The 25,635-nt window shown below is 37.7% G+C and carries 23 protein-coding genes; 22 read left to right on the top strand and 1 reads right to left on the bottom strand.

Features of this window, described 5'->3' with window-relative positions:
- Positions 1–29 precede the first annotated feature (29 nt).
- The 21 genes from secA to IGK81_RS09195 all read left to right on the top strand — a co-directional run bounded on the left by secA (position 30) and on the right by IGK81_RS09195 (position 21,884).
- Positions 30–2,564 carry a preprotein translocase subunit SecA gene (gene secA, locus IGK81_RS09295; protein ID WP_034699158.1) on the top strand — a complete coding sequence of 845 codons (2,535 nt, stop codon included), beginning with the start codon at positions 30–32 and terminating at the stop codon, positions 2,562–2,564.
- A gap of 145 nt (positions 2,565–2,709) precedes the next feature.
- Positions 2,710–3,808, top strand: a protein-coding gene (prfB, locus tag IGK81_RS09290; RefSeq protein WP_178243920.1) for a peptide chain release factor 2 whose coding sequence is annotated in 2 segments (ribosomal slippage) — positions 2,710–2,781 and positions 2,783–3,808 — 1,098 coding nt in all. Because the reading frame shifts where the segments join, the coding sequence is not laid out codon by codon here.
- 104 nt (positions 3,809–3,912) lie between these two features.
- A complete protein-coding gene (gene ftsE, locus IGK81_RS09285; RefSeq protein WP_010718569.1) occupies positions 3,913–4,599 on the top strand; it encodes a cell division ATP-binding protein FtsE in 687 nt (228 codons plus the stop codon).
- A complete protein-coding gene (gene ftsX / locus IGK81_RS09280) occupies positions 4,592–5,476 on the top strand; it encodes a permease-like cell division protein FtsX (RefSeq protein WP_278250225.1) in 885 nt (294 codons plus the stop codon). Before ftsE ends, ftsX begins: the two co-directional genes overlap by 8 nt.
- Positions 5,477–6,269: 793 nt before the next feature.
- Positions 6,270–7,718 carry a cardiolipin synthase gene (gene cls, locus IGK81_RS09275; RefSeq protein ID WP_034699161.1) on the top strand — a complete coding sequence of 483 codons (1,449 nt, stop codon included), beginning with the start codon at positions 6,270–6,272 and terminating at the stop codon, positions 7,716–7,718.
- A gap of 349 nt (positions 7,719–8,067) precedes the next feature.
- Entirely contained in the window at positions 8,068–8,922 is an 855-nt protein-coding gene (locus tag IGK81_RS09270) for a phosphate ABC transporter substrate-binding protein PstS (RefSeq protein WP_010718566.1), read from the top strand.
- 117 nt (positions 8,923–9,039) lie between these two features.
- Complete coding sequence (pstC, locus tag IGK81_RS09265) at positions 9,040–9,960, top strand: phosphate ABC transporter permease subunit PstC (RefSeq protein ID WP_010718565.1); 921 nt, start codon at positions 9,040–9,042, stop codon at positions 9,958–9,960.
- Positions 9,960–10,844 carry a phosphate ABC transporter permease PstA gene (pstA, locus tag IGK81_RS09260; RefSeq protein ID WP_034699163.1) on the top strand — a complete coding sequence of 295 codons (885 nt, stop codon included), beginning with the start codon at positions 9,960–9,962 and terminating at the stop codon, positions 10,842–10,844. Before pstC ends, pstA begins: the two co-directional genes overlap by 1 nt.
- A gap of 14 nt (positions 10,845–10,858) precedes the next feature.
- Positions 10,859–11,665, top strand: coding sequence for a phosphate ABC transporter ATP-binding protein PstB (pstB, locus tag IGK81_RS09255; RefSeq protein WP_010718563.1), 807 nt, complete (start codon positions 10,859–10,861; stop codon positions 11,663–11,665).
- A gap of 15 nt (positions 11,666–11,680) precedes the next feature.
- Entirely contained in the window at positions 11,681–12,439 is a 759-nt protein-coding gene (gene pstB / locus IGK81_RS09250) for a phosphate ABC transporter ATP-binding protein PstB (RefSeq protein WP_010718562.1), read from the top strand.
- Between the two features lie 12 nt (positions 12,440–12,451).
- Positions 12,452–13,129: a phosphate signaling complex protein PhoU gene (phoU, locus tag IGK81_RS09245; RefSeq protein WP_010718561.1), complete on the top strand. Its 678-nt coding sequence runs from the start codon at positions 12,452–12,454 to the stop codon at positions 13,127–13,129.
- A 256-nt stretch (positions 13,130–13,385) separates the two neighbouring features.
- Complete coding sequence (locus tag IGK81_RS09240; protein ID WP_034699165.1) at positions 13,386–14,030, top strand: hypothetical protein; 645 nt, start codon at positions 13,386–13,388, stop codon at positions 14,028–14,030.
- A gap of 241 nt (positions 14,031–14,271) precedes the next feature.
- Positions 14,272–15,843: a daptomycin-sensing surface protein LiaX gene (gene liaX, locus IGK81_RS09235; RefSeq protein WP_412003920.1), complete on the top strand. Its 1,572-nt coding sequence runs from the start codon at positions 14,272–14,274 to the stop codon at positions 15,841–15,843.
- A gap of 216 nt (positions 15,844–16,059) precedes the next feature.
- Positions 16,060–16,368: a PspC domain-containing protein gene (locus IGK81_RS09230; protein ID WP_010718558.1), complete on the top strand. Its 309-nt coding sequence runs from the start codon at positions 16,060–16,062 to the stop codon at positions 16,366–16,368.
- Positions 16,368–16,718, top strand: a complete 351-nt coding sequence (locus IGK81_RS09225) for a phage holin family protein (RefSeq protein ID WP_010737969.1) — start codon at positions 16,368–16,370, stop codon at positions 16,716–16,718. The genes IGK81_RS09230 and IGK81_RS09225 overlap by 1 nt, the downstream gene beginning before the upstream one ends.
- 191 nt (positions 16,719–16,909) lie before the next feature.
- A complete protein-coding gene (hprK, locus tag IGK81_RS09220) occupies positions 16,910–17,848 on the top strand; it encodes an HPr(Ser) kinase/phosphatase (protein ID WP_010718556.1) in 939 nt (312 codons plus the stop codon).
- Between the two features lie 14 nt (positions 17,849–17,862).
- Positions 17,863–18,693, top strand: coding sequence for a prolipoprotein diacylglyceryl transferase (gene lgt, locus IGK81_RS09215; protein WP_412003919.1), 831 nt, complete (start codon positions 17,863–17,865; stop codon positions 18,691–18,693).
- Between the two features lie 43 nt (positions 18,694–18,736).
- Positions 18,737–19,762, top strand: coding sequence for an NAD(P)H-dependent glycerol-3-phosphate dehydrogenase (locus IGK81_RS09210; protein WP_010737967.1), 1,026 nt, complete (start codon positions 18,737–18,739; stop codon positions 19,760–19,762).
- A gap of 14 nt (positions 19,763–19,776) precedes the next feature.
- A complete protein-coding gene (gene galU, locus IGK81_RS09205) occupies positions 19,777–20,715 on the top strand; it encodes a UTP--glucose-1-phosphate uridylyltransferase GalU (RefSeq protein ID WP_010718553.1) in 939 nt (312 codons plus the stop codon).
- 129 nt (positions 20,716–20,844) lie between these two features.
- Complete coding sequence (locus IGK81_RS09200) at positions 20,845–21,285, top strand: DUF948 domain-containing protein (protein WP_010718552.1); 441 nt, start codon at positions 20,845–20,847, stop codon at positions 21,283–21,285.
- Between the two features lie 2 nt (positions 21,286–21,287).
- The gene (locus IGK81_RS09195) at positions 21,288–21,884 is read left to right on the top strand and encodes a YtxH domain-containing protein (protein ID WP_034699167.1); all 597 of its coding nucleotides are present in this window, start codon (positions 21,288–21,290) and stop codon (positions 21,882–21,884) included.
- Positions 21,885–23,205: 1,321 nt separating this feature from the next.
- Here IGK81_RS09195 and IGK81_RS09190 read toward each other — a convergent pair.
- The gene (locus IGK81_RS09190; protein WP_010737965.1) at positions 23,206–24,309 is read right to left on the bottom strand and encodes a M24 family metallopeptidase; all 1,104 of its coding nucleotides are present in this window, start codon (positions 24,307–24,309) and stop codon (positions 23,206–23,208) included.
- 207 nt (positions 24,310–24,516) lie between these two features.
- Here IGK81_RS09190 and ccpA point away from each other — a divergent pair, with 207 nt between their 5' ends.
- Positions 24,517–25,518 (top strand): catabolite control protein A, encoded by a 1,002-nt coding sequence (gene ccpA, locus IGK81_RS09185; RefSeq protein WP_010718548.1) that lies wholly within the window; start codon positions 24,517–24,519, stop codon positions 25,516–25,518.
- Positions 25,519–25,635 lie beyond the last annotated feature (117 nt).

Here is a 25,635-nt window from a genome sequence, read left to right as displayed (position 1 = left end):
ATATATGTAAAAAGGAGATTATACAACGCATGGCCAATTTTATTCGTTCGATTATCGAAAATGATAAAAAAGAACTAAAACGTTTAGATCGTATTGCTAAAAAAGTAGAAGATCATGCTGACGAAATGGCAGCATTAACAGATGAACAATTACAAGCAAAAACAGCTGAGTTTAAAGCTCGCTATCAAAATGGGGAAACTTTAGATCAATTATTACCGGAAGCCTTTGCGGTAGTTCGTGAAGCTGCCAAACGAGTGTTGGGACTTTATCCTTACCATGTACAATTGATGGGGGGGATCGTTCTTCACGATGGAAATATCCCAGAGATGCGTACTGGTGAAGGGAAAACTTTAACAGCAACAATGCCGGTTTATTTGAATGCATTGACGGGAGAAGGCGTTCACGTCGTTACTGTCAATGAATACCTGGCTACTCGTGACTCCTCTGAAATGGGCGAATTATACAACTTTTTAGGTTTAACAGTTGGCTTGAATATCAATTCAAAATCAGCGGACGAAAAACGAGATGCTTACAATTGTGATATTACCTATAGTACCAATAATGAATTAGGTTTCGACTATCTAAGAGACAACATGGTCGTTTATCGTCATCAAATGGTTCAAAGACCATTGAATTATGCGATTGTCGATGAAGTCGATTCGATCTTGATCGATGAAGCAAGAACACCGTTGATTATTTCAGGTCAAGCTGAAAAATCAACAGCTTTATATACAAGAACAGATAATTTTGTGAAACGTTTGAAAGAAGAAGAAGATTATAAAATCGATGTGCAATCGAAAACAATCAGCTTGACTGAAGCGGGGATCGAGAAAGCCGAAGAAACATTTGGCTTAGAAAATCTATATGATATTGAAAATACTGCCTTAACCCACCATCTGGATCAAGCATTGCGTGCCAACTATATCATGATCTTGGATATTGATTATGTGGTCCAAGATGGAAAAGTCTTGATCGTTGACCAATTTACTGGTCGTATCATGGATGGACGCCGCTATTCTGATGGATTACATCAGGCGATTGAAGCAAAAGAAGGCGTAGAGATCGAAGACGAAACGAAAACGATGGCGACAATCACGTTCCAGAACTATTTCCGAATGTATAAGAAACTGTCAGGTATGACTGGTACAGCAAAAACAGAAGAAGAAGAGTTTCGGGAAATCTATAATATTCAAGTTTGTCAAATCCCAACAAATCGTCCAGTCATTCGTGACGACCGACCTGATTTGTTATATCCAACATTGACTAGCAAGTTCCAAGCGGTGGTGCAAGACATCAAAGAACGTTACCGCAAAGGACAACCTGTTCTTGTCGGAACGGTAGCAGTAGAAACTTCAGAATTATTGTCTGATATGTTGAATCGTGAACGTATCCCACATGAAGTATTGAATGCAAAAAACCACTTCAAAGAAGCGGAAATCATCATGAATGCTGGTCAAAAAGGTGCGGTGACGATTGCAACGAATATGGCTGGACGTGGTACAGATATCAAGTTGGGACTTGGTGTCAGAGAACTAGGCGGACTAGCTGTTATCGGGACAGAACGTCATGAATCACGTCGTATCGATAACCAATTACGTGGTAGGGCTGGACGTCAAGGAGACCCAGGGATGTCTCAATTCTATCTTTCATTGGAAGATGATCTGATGAAACGATTTGGTTCTGAACGGATCAAAGCATTCTTAGATCGCATGAAAATCGGTGAAGAGGATGCAGTGATCCAAAGTAAGATGCTGACAAAACAAGTGGAATCAGCACAAAAACGTGTCGAAGGAAATAACTACGATACTCGTAAAAATGTCTTACAATACGATGATGTAATGCGAGAACAACGCGAAGTTATCTACAAACAACGTCAAGAAGTCATCATGGAAGAAACAAGTTTGTCTAAACCAATGATGAATATGATCAAACGTACGATCAGTCGGGTAGTAGATGCGCACACACAACTAGAAAAAGACAACTGGAACCTTGAAGGAATCGTTGATTTTGCGGGTAGTACATTAGTCCATGAAGACAGTATCTCGATCGATGATCTTAAAGGGAAAGAACCGCAACAGATCAAAGAATATTTAAATGAGTTAGCACAAGAAGTATTTAATACGAAAGCTAACCAGCTCAACGGACCTGAACAATTACTAGAATTTGAAAAAGTAGTCATTCTACGAGTAGTGGATTCGAAATGGACCGATCATATCGATGCTATGGATCAATTACGCCAATCAATCGGTCTTAGAGCATATGGACAAAACAATCCATTGGTTGAGTATCAAACAGAAGGATACAAGATGTTTGAAGAGATGGTTGGAGCGATTGAATATGAAGTGACTCGTCTCTTTATGAAAGCTGAGATTCGTCAAAATGTTCAACGGGAGCAAGTGTCAACCGGCGAAGCAGTTCAACCAACTACCGGTGATGCAAAAGAAAATAGCAACACAAGTGCCAAAAAACAACCGGTTCACGTGAACAAAGTAGGCAGAAATGATCCTTGTCCATGTGGTAGCGGGAAAAAATATAAAAACTGTCATGGAAAAGATGAGAACTAATTTTTGACAGCTAGCAGATAAGATTGGTGAGATCGGTTCTTTTTGATTAAGAATCGACTCACCTTCTTTCTGTTATGAAGCGTTTCTGTTAAACTAAAGTGGTTGAATAAAACATAAAATAATGTAGATAGAAAGAGGGAAGTTTATGGAGATTTCAGAAATCCGTAACTTATTAGCTGAGATGGAAGAAAAGGTCACAAGTTTCAGGAGGTCTCTTTGACTTAGATCGGTTGGAAGAAGACATCGCTGAAGCTGAAGCCAAAATGGCAGAGCCTGGTTTTTGGGATGATAGCGAAGCAGCACAAAAAGTGATCAATGAAAACAACACAAATAAAGAAACGTATGATCAATTCAATGCGTTAGCTGAAGAATTAGAAGAGTTAGCCCTAATGGTAGAAATGTTGCAAGAGGAACCAGATGCACAAATGCAACAAGAAGCTGAAGACAGAATCCAACTATTAGACGAAAAAATGAAGACTTATGAATTAGCCATGCTTTTAGATGGTCCATATGATCGCAACCATGCAATCGTCGAACTTCATCCTGGAGCAGGGGGTACAGAATCCCAAGACTGGGGAAGTATGTTGTTACGCATGTATACACGTTGGGCAGAACAACATGGCTACCAAGTGGAAACATTGGATTACCAAGCAGGGGATGAAGCAGGAATAAAAAGTGTGACTTTACTGATCAAAGGGCATAATGCATATGGCTATTTAAAATCGGAAAAAGGTGTCCACCGTCTTGTTCGGATCTCCCCATTTGATTCAGCCAAACGGCGCCACACTTCGTTTTGTTCGGTCGATGTGATGCCAGAACTAGATGAAACGATTGATGTTGCGATCAACCCAGATGACTTGAAGATCGATACGTACCGAGCAAGCGGTGCCGGAGGACAACATATCAATAAAACAGAGTCTGCCGTTCGGATCACTCATCTTCCAACAGGAACGGTCGTAGCTAGTCAAGCGCAGCGTTCACAATTAAAAAACCGAGAACAAGCAATGAGCATGTTGAAAGCGAAATTGTATCAACTTGAGGTTGAAAAGAAAGAACAAGAAGCTGCAGCATTGCGTGGGGAGCAAAAAGAAATTGGTTGGGGTTCACAAATTCGTTCCTATGTCTTCCATCCATATTCAATGGTAAAAGATCACCGGACAAACGTAGAAACTGGTAATGTTCAAGCTGTAATGGATGGCGATTTAGACTTATTTATTGACGGATATTTAAAAATGCACCTCTAAATAGTTGACTTTAATTGAAATAAAATTGTAAGATTTTGAAAGCAAGATGAAACATTACCATGCTATAATGGTGAGAGACTGAGAAAAGATATGGAGAGAACGCCATGATTGAAATGAAGGATGTCATGAAAAAGTACTCAAATGGTACGACTGCAATCCGAAATTTATCGGTTGTTATCGATCAAGGAGAGTTCGTTTATGTAGTTGGTCCATCAGGGGCTGGGAAATCTACATTCATCAAATTGATGTATCGAGAAGAAAAAGCGTCAAAAGGAACCTTAAATGTTGCTGGTCATGATTTAATGGCAATCAAAAACAAAGATGTTCCTTACTTACGCAGAGAAATCGGGGTAGTTTTCCAAGACTACAAACTATTGCCGAGAAAAACAGTTTACGAAAATGTCGCTTATGCGATGCAAGTAATCGGTAGAAAACCACGAGATATCAAAAAACGTGTGATGGAAGTGTTAGATCTTGTTGGATTGAAACATAAAGTGCGTGTTTTTCCAAGTGAGCTATCTGGTGGGGAACAGCAACGGGTATCGATTGCCCGTGCAATCGTAAATACGCCGAAAGTATTGATTGCTGACGAACCTACAGGAAATCTAGATCCGGAGAATTCTTGGGAGATCATGAAGTTATTGGACCGAATCAATGCTCAAGGGACAACGGTCGTTATGGCAACCCATAACAGTACGATCGTGAATACAATTCGTCATCGAGTGATCGCCATCGAAAATGGACGAATCATACGTGACCAAGCGGAAGGGGAATATGGATACGATGATTAGAACCTTTTTCCGACATTTATTAGAGAGTATCAAGAGTTTAAAGCGTAACGGCTGGATGACTGTCGCTTCAGTGAGTGCCGTGACGATCACATTAACATTAGTTGGGGTGTTCATGGCTGTGATCATGAATGCAACGAAACTAGCCGAAGATATCGAAGGCAACGTAGATGTTTCTGTTTTCGTTGATATTGGCACGAATGAAAAAGATATGAAGACTCTTGAAAAACAATTAAAAGAGATTGATCACGTCAAAAGTGTCAAATTCTCAAGTAAAGACCAAGAGTTGAAAAAGATCCAGGATGCTATGGGGAATTCATGGAGTTTATTTGAAGGAGATAACAACCCGTTATATGATGTTTATGTCGTTCAAACGTCAGAACCTTCTTATACGAAACAAGTATCTCAAGAAGCCGGAAAATTAGCGAATGTTTCTCGCGCGGATTACGGTGGAACGTCTTCAGATAAAATTCTTAAGCTTGCAGGAACTGTTCGAACATGGGGCTTAGCTGCAGCAGCATTATTATTGTTTATTGCAATGTTTTTGATTTCAAATACAATCAGAATCACGATCTTATCTCGCCAAAAAGAAATTCAAATCATGCGATTAGTTGGTGCCAAAAACGGCTACATTCGTTGGCCATTCTTTTTAGAAGGTGGCTGGATTGGTTTGATCGGTGCAATTATTCCGGTATTGCTGATTACATTTGGGTACCAAGAAGTATTCCGAATGCTTAACCCTTCATTATTGCGCTCCCACTATTCCTTGATCCAACCACAGGATATCGTGTGGAAAATCAACGCTTTGATGGCTGGGATCGGAATCATTATCGGTTCATTAGGATCAATTATTTCGATGAGAAGATTCTTGAAGTTTTAATTCATTTCCATCGTTTCACCATATGAAAGGATGGGACGAGTTGTTTCAAGAAGATCCAACAACTTTAAAGTTTAAATGGATGATTCAATGAATCAGCAGACAGAAATTCATTTTTCTGTCTGCTTTTTTAGTTGAGATTGGGACAAAACTCGTCTCAGTCTCTTCTAGTATCTCTAAAAACGAATAAACGGCGTTCAAGAAGCAACTCCTCAACAATAAGCGATGATTTTCTAAAATATGAGGAGCTATTTTAAAAAATCCTCTCTTATTTGCTCGGAGCTAAACGCTTCTTTCACGACCTCTTGCTAAACGGTGTTCAAACATCAGCTCCTTGAAATAAGCCTGAATTTTTCAAAACATGAGAAGCTGTTTCAAAAAATTCTTTCTTATTGTCATCAGAGCTGCCCGATGTTTTCACGACCTCTGATTCATGGTGAGACAAAAGCAGCATCTTCGGAAAATTTGCCGAAATTTACCAAAAATTTGAGAAGCACCAAGTAGGTAACAATCAACATCAAAAACTAGTTTTTGTGTTTCTTGTCAATTTTCGGAAATTCCTTCTTATTTCTTGATGCTAAACACTTTTGTCTCAATCTCTTTGTAAAACGCTATCATTTTTTGTCTCATAATATAAAATAAAAAAATAATATCAAGTAATGATCAATAGGGGGTCATATTGGTTCAGCAGTAGGTATTTTAATTCATTGAGATCATTATCTGTCTGATACTTTCACTTTACTTTAAAAAACATCTCGGCTATTCTTAAGTAGGTGTAAAAGTGAAGAGGTGAGCCATGAGAGTAGTTGTTGATAATTTTTTTACGATCATCTTAATTGCGAATATCTTATTATCAATTGTCATTGTTTTTCGTGAACGAAAAGAAACCGCTCAGACATGGGCATGGTTGTTAGTATTAATGTTTATTCCGATTGTCGGTTTTCTTTTATATATCTTTTTTGGCAGAGGTATTTCACAAGACAAGATCTTTGATTTGAAGATTCAAGGGAAAATCGGGAAGAACTTGGAAATTGAAGAAGACAAACAAGCCTTGATGCGAGGACTTTATCCGCATCCACCAACAGGACAAGTTGATGTCAAGCAACTAATCTATATGCTGACAGTGTTTGAAAGTACATTGTACACAACTGGAAATGAAGTGACTTTATTTACGGATGGACGAGAAAAATTTGATGCATTGATTGAAGACATTAAGCAGGCAAAAGATCATATCCATCTACAATATTATATTTATCGGGGCGATGCTCTGGGTAAGGAAGTGCGTGACGCGCTGACTGAAGCAGCTCAAAGAGGGGTCAAAGTCCGAGTATTATTAGATGCTTGGGGGTCTACCCAAGTAAATGCAAAATTTTTCCACGAATTACAGGTAGCTGGTGGTGAAGTCGCTTTTTTCTTTCCACTATTTGTCCCTTATATCAATCCACGAATCAATTATCGAAACCATCGTAAAATCGTTGTCATTGATGGGAAAATTGGTTATACTGGTGGATTCAATGTAGGAAACGAATATTTAGGAGAAGTTTCAAAGTTTGGTTATTGGCGAGACAATCATTTGCGAATCTATGGGGAAGCAGTTTATACGCTACAAAATCGTTTTTTGATGGATTGGAACTCGCAGCACGTGAAAGAAGTCAGCTATGCACCAAAATTTTTCCCAAAAATTGATTCTGTAGGCACTTTAGCACTTCAAATCGTCACAAGTGGCCCAGATTCTGAGCATGAACAAATCAAATTGACTTATTTAAAAATGATTTCATTAGCAAAAAAAGAAATATTGATTCAAACGCCTTACTATATCCCAGATGAATCCATTCATGAAGCATTGAAATTAGCCTTGCTTTCTGGTGTCAAAGTTCAGATTCAGATTCCCAATAAACCTGATCATCCGTTAGTCTATTGGGCAACTTATTCTTTTGCAGCAGAACTAATCGAATATGGTGCAGTGATCAAAACCTATGAAAATGGGTTTATCCATGCTAAGACCATGATCATTGACAGTGGAATAGTTTCAATTGGTTCAGCAAATATTGATGTCCGTTCATTCAAATTAGACTTTGAAGTGAATGCGTTGATCTATGATGAAGGAATGGCGACTCACGTAAGAAAAGCTTTCTTTGCTGATTCAAGAAAGTCACAACTGTTAACCAAAGAACGCTATGAAAATCGAGGATTTATCATCAAATTAAAAGAAGGTTTGGCACGATTGATCTCGCCATTATTATAATTGCTACTTCCAGCTAATCAAAAAGGACATGAGGGAGGCGTCTAAGACGTCAGCTCATGTCCTTTTTCTGTCGGGGCCATTTCTGTAAACTGTCAGAAATGGAGAAAGCGTCTCACAGGAACAAAACTAACTTTGGGGTACTTCTTGTTTTTGGGGAAAGCAAGAAATAAGTTAGATAATGTTTGATAAAGAGACACATTTCAAAGCCAGTATAGCATAGAATAACCTAATGAGATAGTGTTTTTTTATTAATAATCATTATTTTTGTTATTTTATAATTTTAATTCGTTTTCAAGTATTTTGTTAAATGTTAAAATGAACTTACTTTAGGACTGAAGGAGATTTCTAAATGAAAAAATTAAAATTACTTTTACCAATAATAGGATTAACTATTCTTTTATCAGGTTGTTCAAAATGGATCGATCGAGGAGAATCCATTACAGCTGTCGGGTCTTCCGCATTGCAACCATTAGTTGAAACAGTCGCTGAATCTTTTCAGGCTGCAAACCCTGGGAAATTCATCAATGTCCAAGGTGGAGGAAGTGGAACTGGATTATCTCAAGTCCAATCTGGAGCAGTAGATATCGGGAATTCTGATTTATTTGCGGAGGAAAAATCTGGAATCGATGCATCTGCTTTAGTTGATCATCGAGTGGCTGTAGTTGGGATCACACCGATCGTTAACAAGGAAGTGGGCGTTAAAGACATCTCAATGGAAAACTTACGGAAGTTATTTACGGGTGAAATCACCAACTGGAAAGAACTTGGCGGGAAAGACCAACCAGTGGTTATTTTAAATCGTGCATCAGGAAGTGGGACACGTAGTACTTTTGAAAAATGGGTCCTTGATGGAGAAACGGCGATTCGTGCGCAAGAACAAGATTCAAGCGGAATGGTGCGACAAATCGTTGCAGATACTCCAGGAGCAATTAGTTATGTCGCTTTCTCATATGTAACCAACGATGTGGCTACTTTGAGTATTGATGGTGTAGAGCCAACCGATGACAACGTTACGACCAATAAATGGATCATTTGGGCTTATGAACATATGTATACAAAAAATCAACCAAAACAGTTAACGAAAGAGTTTTTAAACTACATGCTATCAGAAGAAGTTCAAAATAATATCGTAGGTGAATTAGGTTATATTCCGGTTTCACGTATGCAAGTAGAACGTGATTGGGAAGGAAATATTGTAAAATAATCATCTTTACACAATCTTTACAAACTTCGCATAAATTTTACATGTTATTAAACTCAAATTGATGTTCGCTTTGTACACTGTATAAGTATGTTAAACCTTACTGGGGGGGAATCATCTGTGGAAGATGTGAAAAAAGTATTATTAACAAAATCAAAACGTTCAAAAATGGAGCAGCGTGGTAAATTCATCAGCTTCTTATGTATCGCCTTGATCGTTCTAGTAGTAGTAGCCATTTTTTATTTTGTTGCAAGTAAAGGATTAGCGACCTTTTTCGTTGATAAGATCAACGTATTTGATTTCTTGTTTGGAACGAATTGGAATCCTGGACAAATTGGTGCAGATGGTAAACCGATGGTCGGGGCATTACCAATGATCGCTGGTTCGTTTATCGTTACTTTTTTATCTGCGATCATCGCGACACCTTTTGCCATCGGTGCAGCGGTCTTCATGACAGAGATATCTCCAAAAAATGGCACAAAAATCTTGCAACCAGTCATTGAACTATTAGTTGGCATTCCATCTGTTGTTTATGGTTTTATTGGATTATCAGTCATCGTACCATTTATCCGAAACATTTTTGGCGGAACTGGTTTTGGTATTTTAGCTGGGACATTTGTTTTGTTTGTCATGATCTTACCAACTGTGACGACTATGACAGTCGATGCCTTAAAAGCTGTGCCGCGTCATTATCGTGAAGCATCATTAGCTTTAGGAGCTACACGTTGGCAAACGATCTATAAAGTCGTTTTACGAGCTGCTGTACCGGGAATCTTGACAGCCGTTGTATTTGGTATGGCACGTGCATTTGGTGAAGCATTAGCGATCCAAATGGTCATCGGGAATGCTGCCTTGATGCCAACAGGATTAACAACTCCTGCTTCAACATTGACGTCGATTTTAACAATGGGGATCGGAAATACGATCATGGGAACAATTGAAAACAACGTGTTATGGTCATTAGCTTTGATCTTGCTATTGATGTCATTAATCTTTAATATCGTGATCCGAATGATTGGTAAGAAAGGGGCATTGAAATAATGAACGCAAAACGCTCTGATAAAATCGCAACAGGAGTCCTTTATGCAATATCGGGAATTATTGTATTGATCTTAGCTGCGTTACTTTTATATATTTTAGTTCGAGGAATTCCTCATATCTCTTGGTCATTTTTAACTGAACCATCAAAAGCCTATCAAGTAGGTGGCGGAATCGGTATCCAATTATTTAACTCGATTTATTTATTATTGATCACGATGATCATTAGTTTTCCGCTTTCTTTAGGAGCCGGTATTTACCTTTCTGAATATGCTGGTAAAAACTGGTTGACGGGTGTTATCCGTACTTCAATTGAAATATTAAGCTCATTACCATCTGTAGTTGTTGGTTTGTTTGGCTTTTTAGTTTTTGTTATCCAATTCCAGTATGGCTTCTCCATTATCTCTGGGGCACTAGCTTTAACAGTTTTTAACTTACCTCTATTGACGAGAACGGTAGAAGAATCTTTACAAGCGGTGCATTACACACAGCGTGAGGCAGGGCTTGCATTAGGTTTGTCACGTTGGGAAACAGTGATTCGTGTAGTTGTACCTGAGGCAACTCCAGGGATTTTAACAGGAGTCATTTTAAGCTCAGGGAGAATTTTTGGGGAAGCAGCAGCTTTGATCTATACAGCTGGGCAAAGCGCGCCTGCACTTGATTTCTCAAACTGGAATCCATTGAGTGTCTCTAGTCCAATCAGTATTTTCCGTCAAGCTGAAACACTAGCTGTTCATATTTGGAAAATCAATACGGAAGGAACGATGCCAGATGGTGTATCAGTATCTGCTGGAGCATCAGCGGTCTTAATTATCGCAGTATTACTATTCAATTTTGGTGCTCGTGCGATTGGTAAACGTTTATACCGGAAAATGACTTCAGCTTAAGGAGAAGAAGTAAGATGAAAGAATATAATTGGAATGAAAGAAATATCATCACAATGGGTCAAGAAAAAGAAATTGCCCTTTATACAGATGATCTTCATGTTTGGTACGGTGACAACGAAGCAATCAAAGGTGTTGATCTGGAATTTGAAAAGAATAAGATCACAGCTTTAATCGGTCCTTCTGGCTGTGGTAAGTCAACTTATTTACGTTCGTTGAATCGGATGAATGATGGGATCGCAAATACTAAGGTGACTGGTAAAATCATGTACAAAGATGTCGATATCAATGCGCCACAAATTGATGTCTATGAAATGCGTAAGCGAATCGGAATGGTTTTCCAACGACCAAATCCATTTAGTAAATCAATCTATGAAAATATCACGTTTGCATTGAAGCAACATGGCGAAAAGAACAAGAAGAAATTAGATGAGATCGTTGAGACCAGCTTGAAACAAGCAGCATTATGGGATCAAGTAAAAGATAGCCTGGATAAAAGTGCTTTAGCCTTGTCAGGTGGTCAACAACAACGTTTATGTATTGCACGTGCGATTGCGATGAAACCGGATATCTTGTTATTAGATGAACCAGCCAGCGCACTTGATCCGATTTCTACTGGGACAGTGGAAGAAACATTAGTGAATCTAAAAGATGATTACACGATCATCATAGTGACCCATAACATGCAACAAGCAGCTCGTATCAGTGACTACACTGCCTTTTTCTACTTAGGAAAAGCGATCGAATACGATAAAACGAATAAGATATTTACTAGACCAAAAATTAAAGCGACCGAAGATTATGTATCGGGTCATTTTGGGTAAGACGGAGGATTCGTTATGACAAAAGAAATTATCTCATCAAAAGATCTTCACTTATATTATGGAAAAAAAGAAGCGTTAAAAGGAATCGATCTAAGCTTCAATCAAGGCGAAATCACAGCGATGATTGGTCCTTCTGGCTGTGGTAAATCAACTTATCTACGCTCATTGAATCGAATGAATGATTTGATACCGAGTGTGACGATCACTGGAAGTGTCCTGTATAAAGGAAAAGATATCTATGGCCCTAAAACGGACATTGTTGAATTGCGTAAAGAAATCGGAATGGTCTTCCAACAACCAAATCCTTTTCCCTTTTCGATTTACGAAAATGTGATCTATGGGTTAAAACTAAAAGGCGAAAAAGATAAAAAAGTCCTTGATCAAGTAGTCGAAGAAAGTTTAAAGGCTGCATCTGTGTGGGATGATGTCAAAGACAAACTGCATAAAAGTGCCTTATCCTTATCAGGTGGTCAACAACAACGGGTATGCATTGCAAGAGTGTTAGCCGTCAATCCAGAAATTATTTTGTTAGATGAGCCAACTAGTGCGCTTGATCCTGTTTCTACTGGGAAAATTGAAAGCATGCTCTTGGAATTAAAGGAAAGATATACTATGATTATAGTTACGCATAATATGTCACAAGCTTCACGGATTTCTGATAAAACAGCCTTTTTCTTAGATGGGAATTTAATTGAGTTCAATGATACGAAAAAAATCTTTATGACTCCAGAAAAACAAGAAACGGAAGACTATATCTCAGGGCGATTTGGATAAGGAGGAAACGAAATGTTACGTACACAGTTTGAAGAAGAACTACTTAACCTTCATAATCAATTTTATGAGATGGGGATGATGGTAAGTAGTGCAGTGCACAAATCAGTTCGTTCTTATATCAAACATGATAAAGCACTTGCACAAGAAGTGATCGAAAATGATATTAAAATCAACGACATGGAAACACGTTTAGAGAAAAAAAGTTTTGAAATGATTGCTTTGCAACAACCAGTGACTACAGACTTACGGATGATTATTACCGTGATGAAAGCTAGTTCTGATTTGGAACGAATGGCAGATCATGCGGTTTCAGTTGCCAAATCAACGATCCGTGTGAAAGGTCAAACCAGAATCCCAGAGATCGAAAAAGAAATCTCTGATATGTCTGATTATGTCAAAAAAATGGTGGACAATGTGTTGGTTGCTTACGTCAAAACGGATGAAAAAGATGCTCGAACGATCGCAAATATGGATCAACGGGTCAATGATTATTTCAATCGCATCTACAATGCAACGATCAAAAATATGCAGTCTGATCCAGAAACAGTCATCAGTGGGACAGATTATCTAAATGTTGCCAGCTACTTAGAACGGATTGGCGATTATGTAACGAATATTTGTGAATGGATCGTGTATCTAGCTACAGGAAAAATCACCGAATTAAACTCAAATCATAACGAAATTTTCTAACTCTTGAAGATTGGAAAGTAACGATCAACGTGTGAGTTATGAGAAATAAGCCGAAAAATTCCTAAATAGGAAATATCCTAGGAATTCTTCGGTTTTTTTGTAACTTGAAGACTTAGAGTGAATATTGCTGACTTCTCTGAGAGAAAAAGGTCAAGACTAATTGTCATTTGTATAATCGAAATTCAGCGACTAGTCTTTGTTTTTTCAACTCGTTCAATTATAATAAGAGCATAGAGATGAAAAGGAGTGAAAGAAGATGAAATTTGTTGAGCAAGATTTTGCTTATTATGAGCGGACAATCAAAAGAATGTATCAAAGTTATTATTGGAAGCGAATTCTAATCTTAGCATTCGTACTCGTGATTGTTCTGGCTTATACAGGCATCTTTCAGGAACATTTGCTTTATAATGTTTTACTGATGATAATCATTGCTGGGGGAGGTATTTATCTTTATCTGCAAAAACAAAAATTTCCAGAGGTCTATCAAAAATATCTAGAGATAAATCAACCAGAAGCAAAAATCGTTAAGATCCAAGAAGCAGAGTATAGCTATAATGATCTTGAAGACAAGAGTGTCAGGATTAACAAAACTGGTATGCGTAATTTGCCGTCAAGGAATAAACAGTATACATTGATGGTTGGATTCTCCAAGTCCTTTTTTCCGCGTGAACCACTTCAAATTGTTTATTATGATATGCTTGAACTAACCTATGAAGAAAAGTTTCGTTTGAAGCGAAACGGCTATCATTCAATGCCACGTTTTTTGCGTCGGTTTACATTTAGTAATTTAAAAGAAAGCATTGGTAATATGGGACGTTTTATTGTCGGAAATATATTTTTACTAGTTATCCTGTTTCGTGTTATACGCTATTTATGGTCATTTATCCAATTGCTTTTTTAATATCTATAATATTCATACATAATTCATAAAAAATTAGAAAACAATATTTCTTGCCATAAAAAGGGAAAGAAATATTGTTTTTAAAGCATTATTGGCTGGTTCAATGGGAAGTAAATCGTTCAGTAACTCAAGTTGGAGAAAAAGTTACAACTTAAGTCCTATGACTTTTTCTTCCATTCCGTGCATAATATGAATGTAAGGAAAAGCTTGCAAACTATATTTGCTTAAGGAGGCAATTTCCATGAAAGAAAGAGAACGTATTTTAGACTTAGTTAAAAAAGGGATCCTTTCCACTGAAGAGGGCTTAGATTTATTAGAAAGCATGGCAACTGAGAAAGATGAAAAGCAAATCGCAAAAGAAGCAGATAAAGTAACTGCTAGTCATAAAGAAAAAGATCAAGCAACTCAATTGATCGATGAATTGGAAAATGGCACATCAGAAGAAATCCATTTTAATGCCGATCCAAAACAAAATGAAAAAGAAGATCAAGAAAATTTGGAACGTATCTTAGATGAGTTAGCAACACAAGCCAATCAAACGTCGGCTCATGTAGACGAAGTGAATGAAAAGTTAGCACAAAATAAAGCGGCACGCAATGACAAACAGGAAACATTGATGCAGCTGAATACCAAAGAAGAATTGGATGAACTAACAGAAGATGAGCTTCTCCAAAGAAAGACTCTTGAATCTGAGATCAAGGAATTAGAAGCTGCGAGTGAACAATTAACAGAAGAACAATTGAAACTAGAAGCAGAATTAAAAGATATTCGCAAAAACCAATGGACAGAAAAGAAAGAAACAATTGCTGATAAATTTGAGTTACCAGATGACTGGAAAGAACAAGCCAACGATACATTGAACCAAGTTGGAGAAAAAATGTCTGAAGCTGGTTCTCAGCTAGGCAAGTTTTTGCGGAAGACATTCCAAACGGTATCGGAAACAGTCAATGAAAACATGGAATGGAAAGATGTCAATCTCCGTGTACCAGGTATCGCAACGACAAAATTTGAACACGAATTTTATTATGAAGCACCTGCAGCAAGTATTCTTGATATCAAAGCTGCAAACGGAAATGTCACATTGAAAACTTGGGAAAGTGAAGACGTGAAAGTTGAAGCTAAAATCAAATTATACGGTAAAATGAATGCAGAACCATTCGAGGCATTCTTAGAACGTAGTCAAATTGAAGTCAATGATGAGCATGTCTCATTCCAAATCCCAAATAAACGTGTACGTGCGGATCTAGTCTTTTATTTACCAAAACGAGTATATGACCATACAGCAATCAAATTGTTAAATGGGAATATTACGATTAACGACTTAGAAGGTAAAGATGTGTACACCAAATCGACAAATGGAAATATCGTCATTCAAAAATTACAAGCAACCATGCTTGAAATTGAAGGCGTTAATGGGAATATCGATGTTCAATCAGGTGCAATCTTAGATTCAATCATCGAAACAGTGAATGGTACGGTCACTGTAGGAACAACCCCTGAAAATCTTTCCGTTTCTCTCGTTAATGGGGATGTACGGTTGACAATGAAAGAAGAACATTTGAAAAAAATTGAAGCAAGTTCAGTCAATGGCAATGTCAAAGTAGCTTTACCAACAGGAATTGGCATGGAAGGTAATGCGAAAACAAGTTTAGGCAGCATCAACAGCCGCCTGACTGATTATGAAGTAATCCGTGAAAAAAAAGAACGGACCAATCAATTACTACAGTTCCGTCGTCTCTCTGAAAATGAGGTAGCTAGAATCCAATTATCGACTACGACTGGTAGTATTTATTTAAAAGATACGGATCAATAAAGTAATCAACCGGTGAGTTAGCTTATTCTAACAATCGAAAGCAGGATTGATAAGTGGGATGTACGTTCACTATTAGACGATGATACTTGGTCATTCGTTCCTTTAACGAGGAAAAGCAAAAATCTTTGGAGAAAAAGTGTAGTGAGAATGAACAGTTTATCTATTGTCACACTCTTTTTCTTCCATTAAAATGAATAGAACAGAGGTGAAAGTAAAATGAAAAGAAAATTGACAAAATCAAATAAAAATATTGTTTTGACTGGTACATTAGCTGGGATTGCAGAATATCTTGGAATTGATCCAACGGTAGTTCGTGTGATCTATGTATTCCTAAGCTTAGTGGCATTTGGAAGTCCAGTTATCTTATATATTTTATTGGCTTTGCTCATCCCTTCTGGACGAAACAAACAGACTCGTTATGGGCATGAAAACCAATATTATCAAAATAATAATTATCATCATGAACAAACAAAAAAACGTAAAGAGGCGGAAAAGGTCAATGATGACGAATGGAGTGACTTCTAATGTCTTATCTTCAGCGCCTCATCGTGAATACGTTGACGTTCATCTCTCTGGCAGTGATTTTTCCGACGATGATTTATGTAGATAGTATTTGGACAGCTATTTTAGCAAGTTTCGTATTGTCTATCTTGAATATGTTCATTAAACCTATTCTAACAATTTTATCACTACCATTCACTTTAGTGACACTGGGCTTGTTCACATTTGTCATCAATGCGGCAATCTTGAAGATGACTTCCTTTTTTGTTGGAGCATCTAATTTTAATTTTGCTTCCTTTGGATCAGCTTTTTTGATTGCTGTGATCATGTCAGTGGTGAATATGATTGTCAGTGAACACAATAGTAGAAGGTAAACGTGAACAATCGATAATGACTAAAAGGGTACATCCATGGGAAATGTCTTAAATTCCCTGGTTGTACCTTTTTGCTTTGTTTTATAAAAAAAGTGAATTTAAAATAAAAACGTTTTTTTTATTTGGTAGTACTTTTTGTCAGACAATGATAAAATGGGAAGGAACACTCTAATAGAAATGAGGTAGCACGAATGGCAGAAGTTGTAAAAGTAAGCCAATTAGTAGAAAAATTATCATTAGAAATAGTGACTGGTGATGAAAAGAGTTTGGAGCGTGTTATCGTAACTGGTGACATCTCAAGACCTGGTTTAGAATTGACCGGTTATTTTAATTATTATTCACATGATCGTTTACAATTATTTGGGAGCAAAGAGATTAGCTTTGCTGAACGGATGATGCCGGAAGAAAGACTGATGATCATGAGAAGATTGTGCAGTGAGGATATGCCAGCATTCATTATTTCTCGGGGGCTTCCAGCTTCTGAAGAAATGATTCAAGCAGCCAACGAATACGGTATGGCTGTCTTACGTTCACCAATCTCCACATCCCGTTTGCTTGGAGAATTATCTAGTTATTTAGATGGTCGTTTAGCTCCTAGAACGAGCGTTCATGGTGTGCTAGTCGATGTTTATGGGTTAGGTGTACTCATTCAAGGGGATAGCGGAATTGGTAAGAGTGAAACCGCATTAGAATTAATCAAACGTGGTCATCGCCTAATTGCTGATGACCGAGTAGATGTTTATCAACAAGATGAACTGACAGTCATTGGTGAACCACCAAAAATCTTAGAACACTTGATAGAGATCAGAGGGATCGGAATCATTGATGTCATGAACTTGTTTGGAGCAAGTGCTGTCCGTGGTTCAATGCAAGTGCAGTTAGCCGTTTATTTAGAAGCCTGGGCGAAGGACAAAAAATATGATCGACTAGGTTCTGAAGATACTTCTGTGGAAATTGCAGAAGTGGGGATTCCACAAATCAAAATACCTGTCAAAACTGGACGAAACGTGGCCATCATCATCGAAGTGGCAGCAATGAATTTCCGAGCAAAAACGATGGGATTTGATGCAACAAAAACGTTTGAAGAAAGATTAAGTCGTCTGATCGAAGAAAATTCAGGGGCACAATAGCAAGGAGTGGAAACATGATAGCGCAAATCGATCGGGTAGCGTTCAATCTTTTAGGAATACCAATTTATTGGTATGCTTTGATCATTGTATCGGGAATAATTATAGCCATGTGGCTAAGTAGCCGTGAAGCCGTACGAGTTGGCTTAAAATCTGAGGATGTCACTGATTTTATGTTGTGGGGATTGCCACTTTCAATTATTGGCGCACGGTTGTACTATATTTTATTTGATTTACCACAATATATAGCTGATCCTATTCAAATATTCAATATCCGTTCTGGCGGGTTAGCTATTTATGGTGGATTGATCGCAGGTGCCATTACTTTATATTTCTTTACCAAATACCACTTTATTTCCATGTGGACATTTTTAGATATTGCCGCACCAAGTGTCCTACTCGCTCAAGCAATTGGGCGTTGGGGAAATTTTATGAATCATGAAGCTTATGGCCCTGTCACGACGAGAATCTTTTTAGAAAATCTTCATATCCCAAGATTCATAATTGATAATATGTACATTGAAGGTTTTTATCGTCAACCTACCTTTTTATATGAATCCGTTTGGAGTTTGATTGGCTTTATCCTACTCCTATTTTTAAGAAACAAAAAGCATTTACTGAAAAAAGGAGAAGTTTTACTTGTTTATGTGATGTGGTACAGCTTCGGGCGCTTTTTTATCGAAGGATTACGGACAGATAGTTTATACTTCTTAGGTGTTATTCGTATCTCCCAATTGTTGTCAGCCTTTTTATTCGTTGTAACAATTATTCTGTTTATCTGGCGTAGAAAAAAAGGAAATCTACCAGATTACGATCGCACTTTTGGTAAAAATCAAATGATTATCTAATTTACAGAGCTAAAAAAATGAAAAAAATAGCAGGAGTGGTAAAATGAAATATAGGGTGGCAGTCTTAGGAGCTGGCTCATGGGGGACAGCTCTTGCGCAAGTTCTTGCTGAAAATGGACATGATGTTCGCCTATGGGGACATCGTCAATCGCAAATAGACGAGATCAACCAACAACACACCAATCAAAAATATTTACCCGACTATCATTTGTCAATGTCAATCCGTGGTTTTAGTGAGTTGGAACAGGCAGTTCAAGATATTGATGCCTTGTTATTCGTGATTCCGACACGAGCCATTCGCTCTGTAGCACAAGAGGTGGTCACTAAATTGAATACCAAGCCTGTAATCATCCATGCAAGCAAGGGTCTAGAACAGGAAACACACAAACGGATCTCAGAAATTCTTTTAGAAGAGATCCCGAGTGACAAACGTCAATCCATTGCTGTTTTATCTGGTCCGAGTCACGCAGAAGAAGTAGCAAATCATGACATTACTACGATCACAGCTGCTAGCACAGATCAAAAAACAGCTTCCTTTGTCCAAAAGTTATTCATGAATCATTATTTTAGGATTTATACCAACCCTGATGTGATTGGGGTTGAAATGGGGGCTGCATTGAAAAATATTATTGCTCTTGGTGCAGGAGCAATCCACGGATTAGGTTTCGGGGATAATGCAAAAGCTGCTATTATGACTAGAGGTTTAGCTGAAATCAGTCGTTTAGGTGTTGCCATGGGTGCCAACCCATTGACTTTTATTGGTCTTAGTGGTGTGGGCGATTTGATCGTTACTTGTACTAGTATCCATTCGCGAAATTGGCGAGCGGGCAATTTGTTAGGTAAAGGGCATGAACTGTCAGAAGTATTGGAAAATATGGGGATGGTTGTGGAAGGTGTCCATACGACAAAAGCCGCAAAAGAACTTGCTCAGCAAGTAGGTGTAGACATGCCAATCACTCAAACAATTTATGAAGTACTTTATGAAAATAAAAATGTACAAATTGCGGCAAGAGAAATCATGTTGCGAGATGGAAAAAAAGAAAATGAATTTTCACGATTAATTTTTTAGAGGAGAGATGACAAATGAAAGTAAAAAAGGCAGTTATTCCAGCAGCAGGTTTAGGAACAAGATTTTTACCTGCAACAAAAGCGATGGCAAAAGAAATGCTTCCAATCGTTGACAAACCAACGATTCAATTTATCGTAGAAGAAGCACTTAAATCAGGGATCGAAGACATTTTGATCGTCACTGGGAAAGCAAAACGACCAATCGAAGACCATTTTGATTCAAATATCGAGTTAGAAACGAATTTGAGTGAAAAAGGGAAAACAGAATTATTGAAGTTGGTTGAAGAAACAACTGATGTAAATCTACACTTCATTCGTCAATCTCATCCAAAAGGGTTAGGACATGCTGTATTACAAGCCCGTGCTTTTATCGGTAATGAACCTTTTGTTGTGATGTTAGGTGATGATATCATGGAAGATGAAGTACCTTTGACACAACAATTGATTGATGACTATGAGCGGACACATGCATCAACAATCGCAGTGATGGAAGTGCCACAAAAAGATACGTCTAAATACGGAATTATTAATCCTGGTGAAGAATTAGAAGAAGGATTGTTCAATGTTAAAAACTTCGTTGAAAAACCAGACCCAAGTAAAGCACCAAGTAATTTAGCTATTATTGGACGCTATTTATTAACTCCTGAAATCTTTGATGTTTTGGCAGAACAACAACCAGGTGCTGGGAATGAGATCCAACTGACAGATGCGATTGATACATTGAATAAAACACAACGAGTATTTGCTCGTAACTTTACAGGCAAACGCTATGATGTTGGTGACAAGTTTGGTTTCATGAAAACCAGTATCGAATACGGCTTGACTCATCCAGAAGTCGGCGAACCATTAAAAGAATATATCAAAGAGCTAGGGAAACAATTAGAAGCTGATCAAACGATGGTACCAAAAAAAGACAACAAAAAAATTGAATCAAAAGATGAGCTGAAAAAATAAATTTTTTAGCAATGAAAGCTTCAACTGCTCTTATCCAAAAAAAGTAGTTGAAGCTTTGCTATTTTTTATTTGTTTAAAAAATGCGAAAATGCTATGCTTATAGAAAGAGTATCAGAAGGGAGTTCGAGTATGACAGGCGGAGAAATTGCTGGGCTGATTGCGGCCATCGCATTTGCAGTCCTCGTTGTTTTTATCATAAGAGTATTGTTACAATTATCAAAAACATTAGAAAAAGTGGATCAAACAGTGGCAGAAGCAAATACGACGATTGAAGTCGTCACCAAAGATGTCGATCTTTTGTCAAGGCAGGTGGAAGGTTTACTAGTCAAAAGTAATGAATTGCTTTTAGACATCAATGGGAAAGTAGAAACGATTGATCCATTATTTACAGCTATCGCAGATTTAAGTGAAAGCGTGTCAGAATTGAATACATCAAGTAAAAATATCGTAACCAAAGTTGGTGGGATTGGGCGTACAACAGCTAAAGCTACCGTGGCTGGAAAAGTTGGTGGCACAGCTTTAAAGTTTTTCAAAAATAAAAAACATACAGAAAAGACTGGAGGAATTTAATTATGGCAAAAAAAGGTGGATTTTTACTAGGAGCAGTTATTGGTGGGACAGCAGCAGCAGTCGCAGCATTATTATTAGCACCAAAGTCAGGAAAAGAACTACGCGATGAACTTGCTGCACAAGCAGATGATTTACTTGATATGGCTTCAGACTACACGGATATGGCAAAAGAAAAATCAGCGACATTAACAGACATCGCAAAAGAAAAAGCGCAAGATCTATCCCAACAAGCTGGTGACTTAGCTGGTAGCGTGAAAAATAAAGTCAATCATTCTGCAAATGATGTCGAAGATGAGTCTGAAGACATTTTATTAACATTAAAAGAACAATCAGAAGATCTTTCTCATCGCTTCAAGAAATCAGCAGATGAGCTTAAAAAGCCAGTCGGACAAATGAATGAAACAGTTAAAGATGCATCTGAAGATATGATGATCAATGCGAAAGATGCTGCAGGTGAAGCTGGACAAACAGTCAAAGAAGGCATTGCTGAAGCAAAACCAGTCGCAAAAGATGCGCAAGCAATGGCAGATATGGCTAAAGAAGATGTCAAAGCTAAAAAAGAAGATTTAAAAGATACATTTACTGATAATGGAAAATAGGCAATTTCTATTTTTTGTAAATAATCAATAGATGCTATCTCGATTTTGGTTAATCGAACGGAATAAGTGATGAATATCAAAGCTAGCAAAGTTTCCTAGCTTTGATATTTTTTTGTTTGATAATTACTAGAATAATACATAATGTAAACGTCTAATTTGCGTAATCACTTGATAGCATGCTTATCACCATGAGAGTGAAGACACTATAAAAGAACCAGAATGATCAGAAGAATTCGTAAAATCTATTGGTAACCAGAGCTCTTTGGTATGAATGGGTCAACAACAATTAGTGAGGTTGAAGATAAGAAAAAAATGAGTCTAGGACTAACAGTCGCCCTTAGACTCATTAATAGATGTAGAAGTGATAAACGGCGTTCAAAGAGCTGATCTTCGGTGATAAGTCAAAAAATCTCAAAACATGGGAAGCTGTTTCGAGATTTTCATCCTTACTGCTCCTACGATTACTCGTCGCAGTTTTTACTTGGTGAGCGCTCAGATCAAGTCGCTCTTCTCACGACCTCTGATCCACGGCGTTCAAGAAGCAACTCCTCAACAATAAACGATAATTTTCTAAAATATGAGAAGCTATTTTAAAAAATCATCGCTTATTCGTTCGGAGTTAACCGCTTCTTTCACAGCCTCTTGCTTAAACGGTGTTCAAGCATCAGCTCCTTGAAATAAGCCTGAATTTTTCAAAATAAGAGAAGCTATTTTAAAAAATTCTTTCTTATTGTCATCGGAGCTCCCCGATGCTTTCACAACCTCTGATTCACGGTGTTCAAAGAGCTGATCTTCGGCGATAAGTCAAAAAATCTCAAAACATGGGAAGCTGTTTCGAGATTTTCATCCTTACTGCTCCTGTGATTACTCGTCGCAGGTTTTACTTGGTGAGCGCTCAGATCAAGTCGCTCTTCTCACAACCTCTGATCCACGGCGTTCAAGAAGCAACTCCTCAACAATAAACGATAATTTTCTAAAATATGAGAAGCTATTTTAAAAAATCATCGCTTATTCGTTCGGAGTTAACCGCTTCTTTCACGACCTAATCCACGGTGTTCAAAGAGCTGATCTTCGGCGATAAGTCAAAAAATCTCAAAACATGGGAAGCTGTTTCGAGATTTTCATCCTTACTGCTCCTGCGATTACTCGTCGCAGTTTTTACTTGGTGAGCGCTCAGATCAAGTCGCTCTTCTCACGACCTCTGATCCACGGCGTTCAAGAAGCAACTCCTCAACAATAAACGATAATTTTCTAAAATATGAGAAGCTATTTTAAAAAATCATCGCTTATTCGTTCGGAGTTAACCGCTTCTTTCACGACCTTACTCAATAACCAATAATTCTTTTGGCGTAGTTGTAAATGGAATACAGCCGTCTTTTGTCACGTAGACACAGTCTTCGATTCGAACACCTACTTGATCAGGGATATAGATTCCTGGTTCAAGTGAGAAGCACATGCCTTCTTCGATGACTAAATCATTTCCTGCTACAAGGGAAGGAAATTCATGGACAGTGGTTCCGATTCCGTGACCTAGACGATGATTGAAGTATTCGCCATAGCCATAGCTATTGATTACATTTCTTGCAATTTGATCTAGTTCGGCAGCCGTTACGCCGGGACGTACAGCTGCTTGGGCAGCTAATTGTGCCTCAAGTGTGATTTGATAAATTTTTTCCTGAAATTCAGTTGGTTTTTTATAGGCTACAGTTCGAGTAGCATCGCTGCAATAACCATCCCAAACAACACCTAAATCAAACAAAACAAGTTCATTAGGCGAAATTTTTGTGCTGCCTGGAGCACCGTGGGGGCTTGCTGCGTTTTTACCAGCTAAAACAAGCGTGTCAAACGACATTTGCGAAACACCTTGTTTTTTTAGTTGGTATTCGATTTCTGCAATGATTGCTTGCTCAGTAACACCTTCTTTTACTGCCTTAAAGCCGATTTCAAAGGCAACATCTGCCCATTTACCAGCAGCAAGTAATTGGTCTTTTTCTTCCAGTGTTTTGATTAATTGGAGACGTTGAATGATTGCTGTTAAATCAGTAAAGTTGTCAGAACCAGTTAGAACATCTGAAATGGCATCGAAACGATCAACGGTTAACGCATTTTTTTCGATTCCGATATTTCCAGGCTGACCATAACGGTGACGAATTTCTTTCCCAATGATTTCCCAAGGATTTTCGCTGTCTAAATAGCCACGAACATCAAAAGACCATGCACTGTTTTGTGCATCTTCAACTTCTAAAGCCGGAGTGAATAAAAAAGGATCCTGTTCAAGTGGGATAAATAGTGCTAAGACACGTTCATGGGGTTCACTTTCGTATCCTGAAAAATAAGCGATGTGTCCTGGATCACTAATATAGGCAAGATCCACTTGATTTTGAGCCATCCATTTACGTAATTCGTTGATTTTTACGTTATTCATTTTGGCATCCTTCTTTCTAATTTATTGAATTATTAGATAATTGTACCACTTAATGTTTCAAAGACCAACGTATAAAAGTGAAAAAATGAATTATTTTCATGAAAGCGGTAGTAAAACGGTTGCAATTTTGAGTATTATTTGTTATCCTGTTTTAGAAATGTAAAGCGTATTTTCAGAAAACATATAAAAATGAACAGGAGAGCAAGAATGGAAAAGCAAACAATTACTATTTATGATGTAGCGAGAGAGGCAAATGTTTCGATGGCTACTGTTTCACGTGTCGTTAACGGGAATCCGAATGTCAAACCTGCGACTAGAAAAAAAGTGTTAGAAGTCATTGATCGATTGGACTATCGTCCGAATGCTGTTGCACGTGGGCTAGCAAGTAAGAAGACAACGACAGTAGGGGTAATCATTCCAGATGTCAGCAATATGTTTTTTGCTTCTTTAGCACGTGGGATCGATGATGTTGCTACAATGTACAAATACAACATCATTTTAGCAAATTCAGACGGCAATGATCAAAAAGAAGTGAATGTATTAAATAATTTGTTAGCAAAACAAGTAGATGGCGTGATCTTCATGGGACATCATATCACTGATGAAATCCGTGGTGAGTTTTCTCGATCTAAGACTCCTGTAGTATTGGCTGGCTCAATTGACCCTGATGAACAAGTTGGAAGTGTGAATATCGATTACACTTCAGCAACTAAGGATGCTGTCAATAAATTAGCTAAGAATGGCAATAAAAAAATTGCCTTTGTCAGTGGGGCATTGATTGATCCAATCAATGGTCAAAATCGCTTGAAAGGATATAAAGAAGCACTTAAAGAAAATAATTTACCTTACAGCGAAGGTTTGATCTTTGAAGCAGAGTATAACTTTAAAGACGGATTAACTTTAGTTGATCGCATTCATAACAGTGGCGCAACAGCTGTTTATGTTTCAGATGATGAATTAGCTATCGGTATTTTAGATGGTCTTTTAGATAAGGGTGTGAAAGTACCGGAAGAATTTGAGATCATTACAAGTAATAACTCATTGTTAACAGAAGTTGCACGTCCACGCCTAACAAGTATCACACAACCATTGTATGATTTAGGTGCCGTTTCAATGCGTCTATTAACAAAAATGATGAATAAAGAAGAAGTTGAAGAAAAAACAATTATCTTACCTTATGGAATTGAAGAAAAAGGATCGACGAAATAATAAGTGATTAACACTCCACTAGATGATGCTAGTGGAGTGTTTTTAACTTCTAAAATGAAACAAGTAAACATTCGTTGAAGCTTTTAGCTAGTTAACAAGAACAACTATTTATTTTTT

The sequence above is a fragment of the Enterococcus sp. DIV0703 genome, assembly GCF_051711065.1.
Classification (GTDB): Bacteria; Bacillota; Bacilli; order Lactobacillales; family Enterococcaceae; genus Enterococcus_B; species Enterococcus_B hirae.
This window is presented reverse-complemented; position numbering and strand designations above follow the sequence as displayed.

What these genes read in the sequence shown, in the direction of transcription:
- ftsE (WP_010718569.1), top strand. Translation starts at nt 3,913, where the DNA reads ATGATTGAAATGAAGGATGTCATGAAAAAGTACTCAAATGGTACGACT.
- IGK81_RS09230 (WP_010718558.1), top strand. Translation starts at nt 16,060, where the DNA reads ATGAAAAGAAAATTGACAAAATCAAATAAAAATATTGTTTTGACTGGT.
- IGK81_RS09195 (WP_034699167.1), top strand. Translation starts at nt 21,288, where the DNA reads ATGGCAAAAAAAGGTGGATTTTTACTAGGAGCAGTTATTGGTGGGACA.
- ftsX (WP_278250225.1), top strand. Translation starts at nt 4,592, where the DNA reads ATGATTAGAACCTTTTTCCGACATTTATTAGAGAGTATCAAGAGTTTA.
- IGK81_RS09240 (WP_034699165.1), top strand. Translation starts at nt 13,386, where the DNA reads ATGAAATTTGTTGAGCAAGATTTTGCTTATTATGAGCGGACAATCAAA.
- galU (WP_010718553.1), top strand. Translation starts at nt 19,777, where the DNA reads ATGAAAGTAAAAAAGGCAGTTATTCCAGCAGCAGGTTTAGGAACAAGA.
- IGK81_RS09190 (WP_010737965.1), bottom strand. Translation starts at nt 24,309, where the DNA reads ATGAATAACGTAAAAATCAACGAATTACGTAAATGGATGGCTCAAAAT.
- liaX (WP_412003920.1), top strand. Translation starts at nt 14,272, where the DNA reads ATGAAAGAAAGAGAACGTATTTTAGACTTAGTTAAAAAAGGGATCCTT.
- IGK81_RS09200 (WP_010718552.1), top strand. Translation starts at nt 20,845, where the DNA reads ATGACAGGCGGAGAAATTGCTGGGCTGATTGCGGCCATCGCATTTGCA.
- ccpA (WP_010718548.1), top strand. Translation starts at nt 24,517, where the DNA reads ATGGAAAAGCAAACAATTACTATTTATGATGTAGCGAGAGAGGCAAAT.
- cls (WP_034699161.1), top strand. Translation starts at nt 6,270, where the DNA reads ATGAGAGTAGTTGTTGATAATTTTTTTACGATCATCTTAATTGCGAAT.
- IGK81_RS09225 (WP_010737969.1), top strand. Translation starts at nt 16,368, where the DNA reads ATGTCTTATCTTCAGCGCCTCATCGTGAATACGTTGACGTTCATCTCT.
- hprK (WP_010718556.1), top strand. Translation starts at nt 16,910, where the DNA reads ATGGCAGAAGTTGTAAAAGTAAGCCAATTAGTAGAAAAATTATCATTA.
- pstB (WP_010718562.1), top strand. Translation starts at nt 11,681, where the DNA reads ATGACAAAAGAAATTATCTCATCAAAAGATCTTCACTTATATTATGGA.
- IGK81_RS09210 (WP_010737967.1), top strand. Translation starts at nt 18,737, where the DNA reads ATGAAATATAGGGTGGCAGTCTTAGGAGCTGGCTCATGGGGGACAGCT.
- pstA (WP_034699163.1), top strand. Translation starts at nt 9,960, where the DNA reads ATGAACGCAAAACGCTCTGATAAAATCGCAACAGGAGTCCTTTATGCA.
- IGK81_RS09270 (WP_010718566.1), top strand. Translation starts at nt 8,068, where the DNA reads ATGAAAAAATTAAAATTACTTTTACCAATAATAGGATTAACTATTCTT.
- secA (WP_034699158.1), top strand. Translation starts at nt 30, where the DNA reads ATGGCCAATTTTATTCGTTCGATTATCGAAAATGATAAAAAAGAACTA.
- phoU (WP_010718561.1), top strand. Translation starts at nt 12,452, where the DNA reads ATGTTACGTACACAGTTTGAAGAAGAACTACTTAACCTTCATAATCAA.
- lgt (WP_412003919.1), top strand. Translation starts at nt 17,863, where the DNA reads ATGATAGCGCAAATCGATCGGGTAGCGTTCAATCTTTTAGGAATACCA.
- pstB (WP_010718563.1), top strand. Translation starts at nt 10,859, where the DNA reads ATGAAAGAATATAATTGGAATGAAAGAAATATCATCACAATGGGTCAA.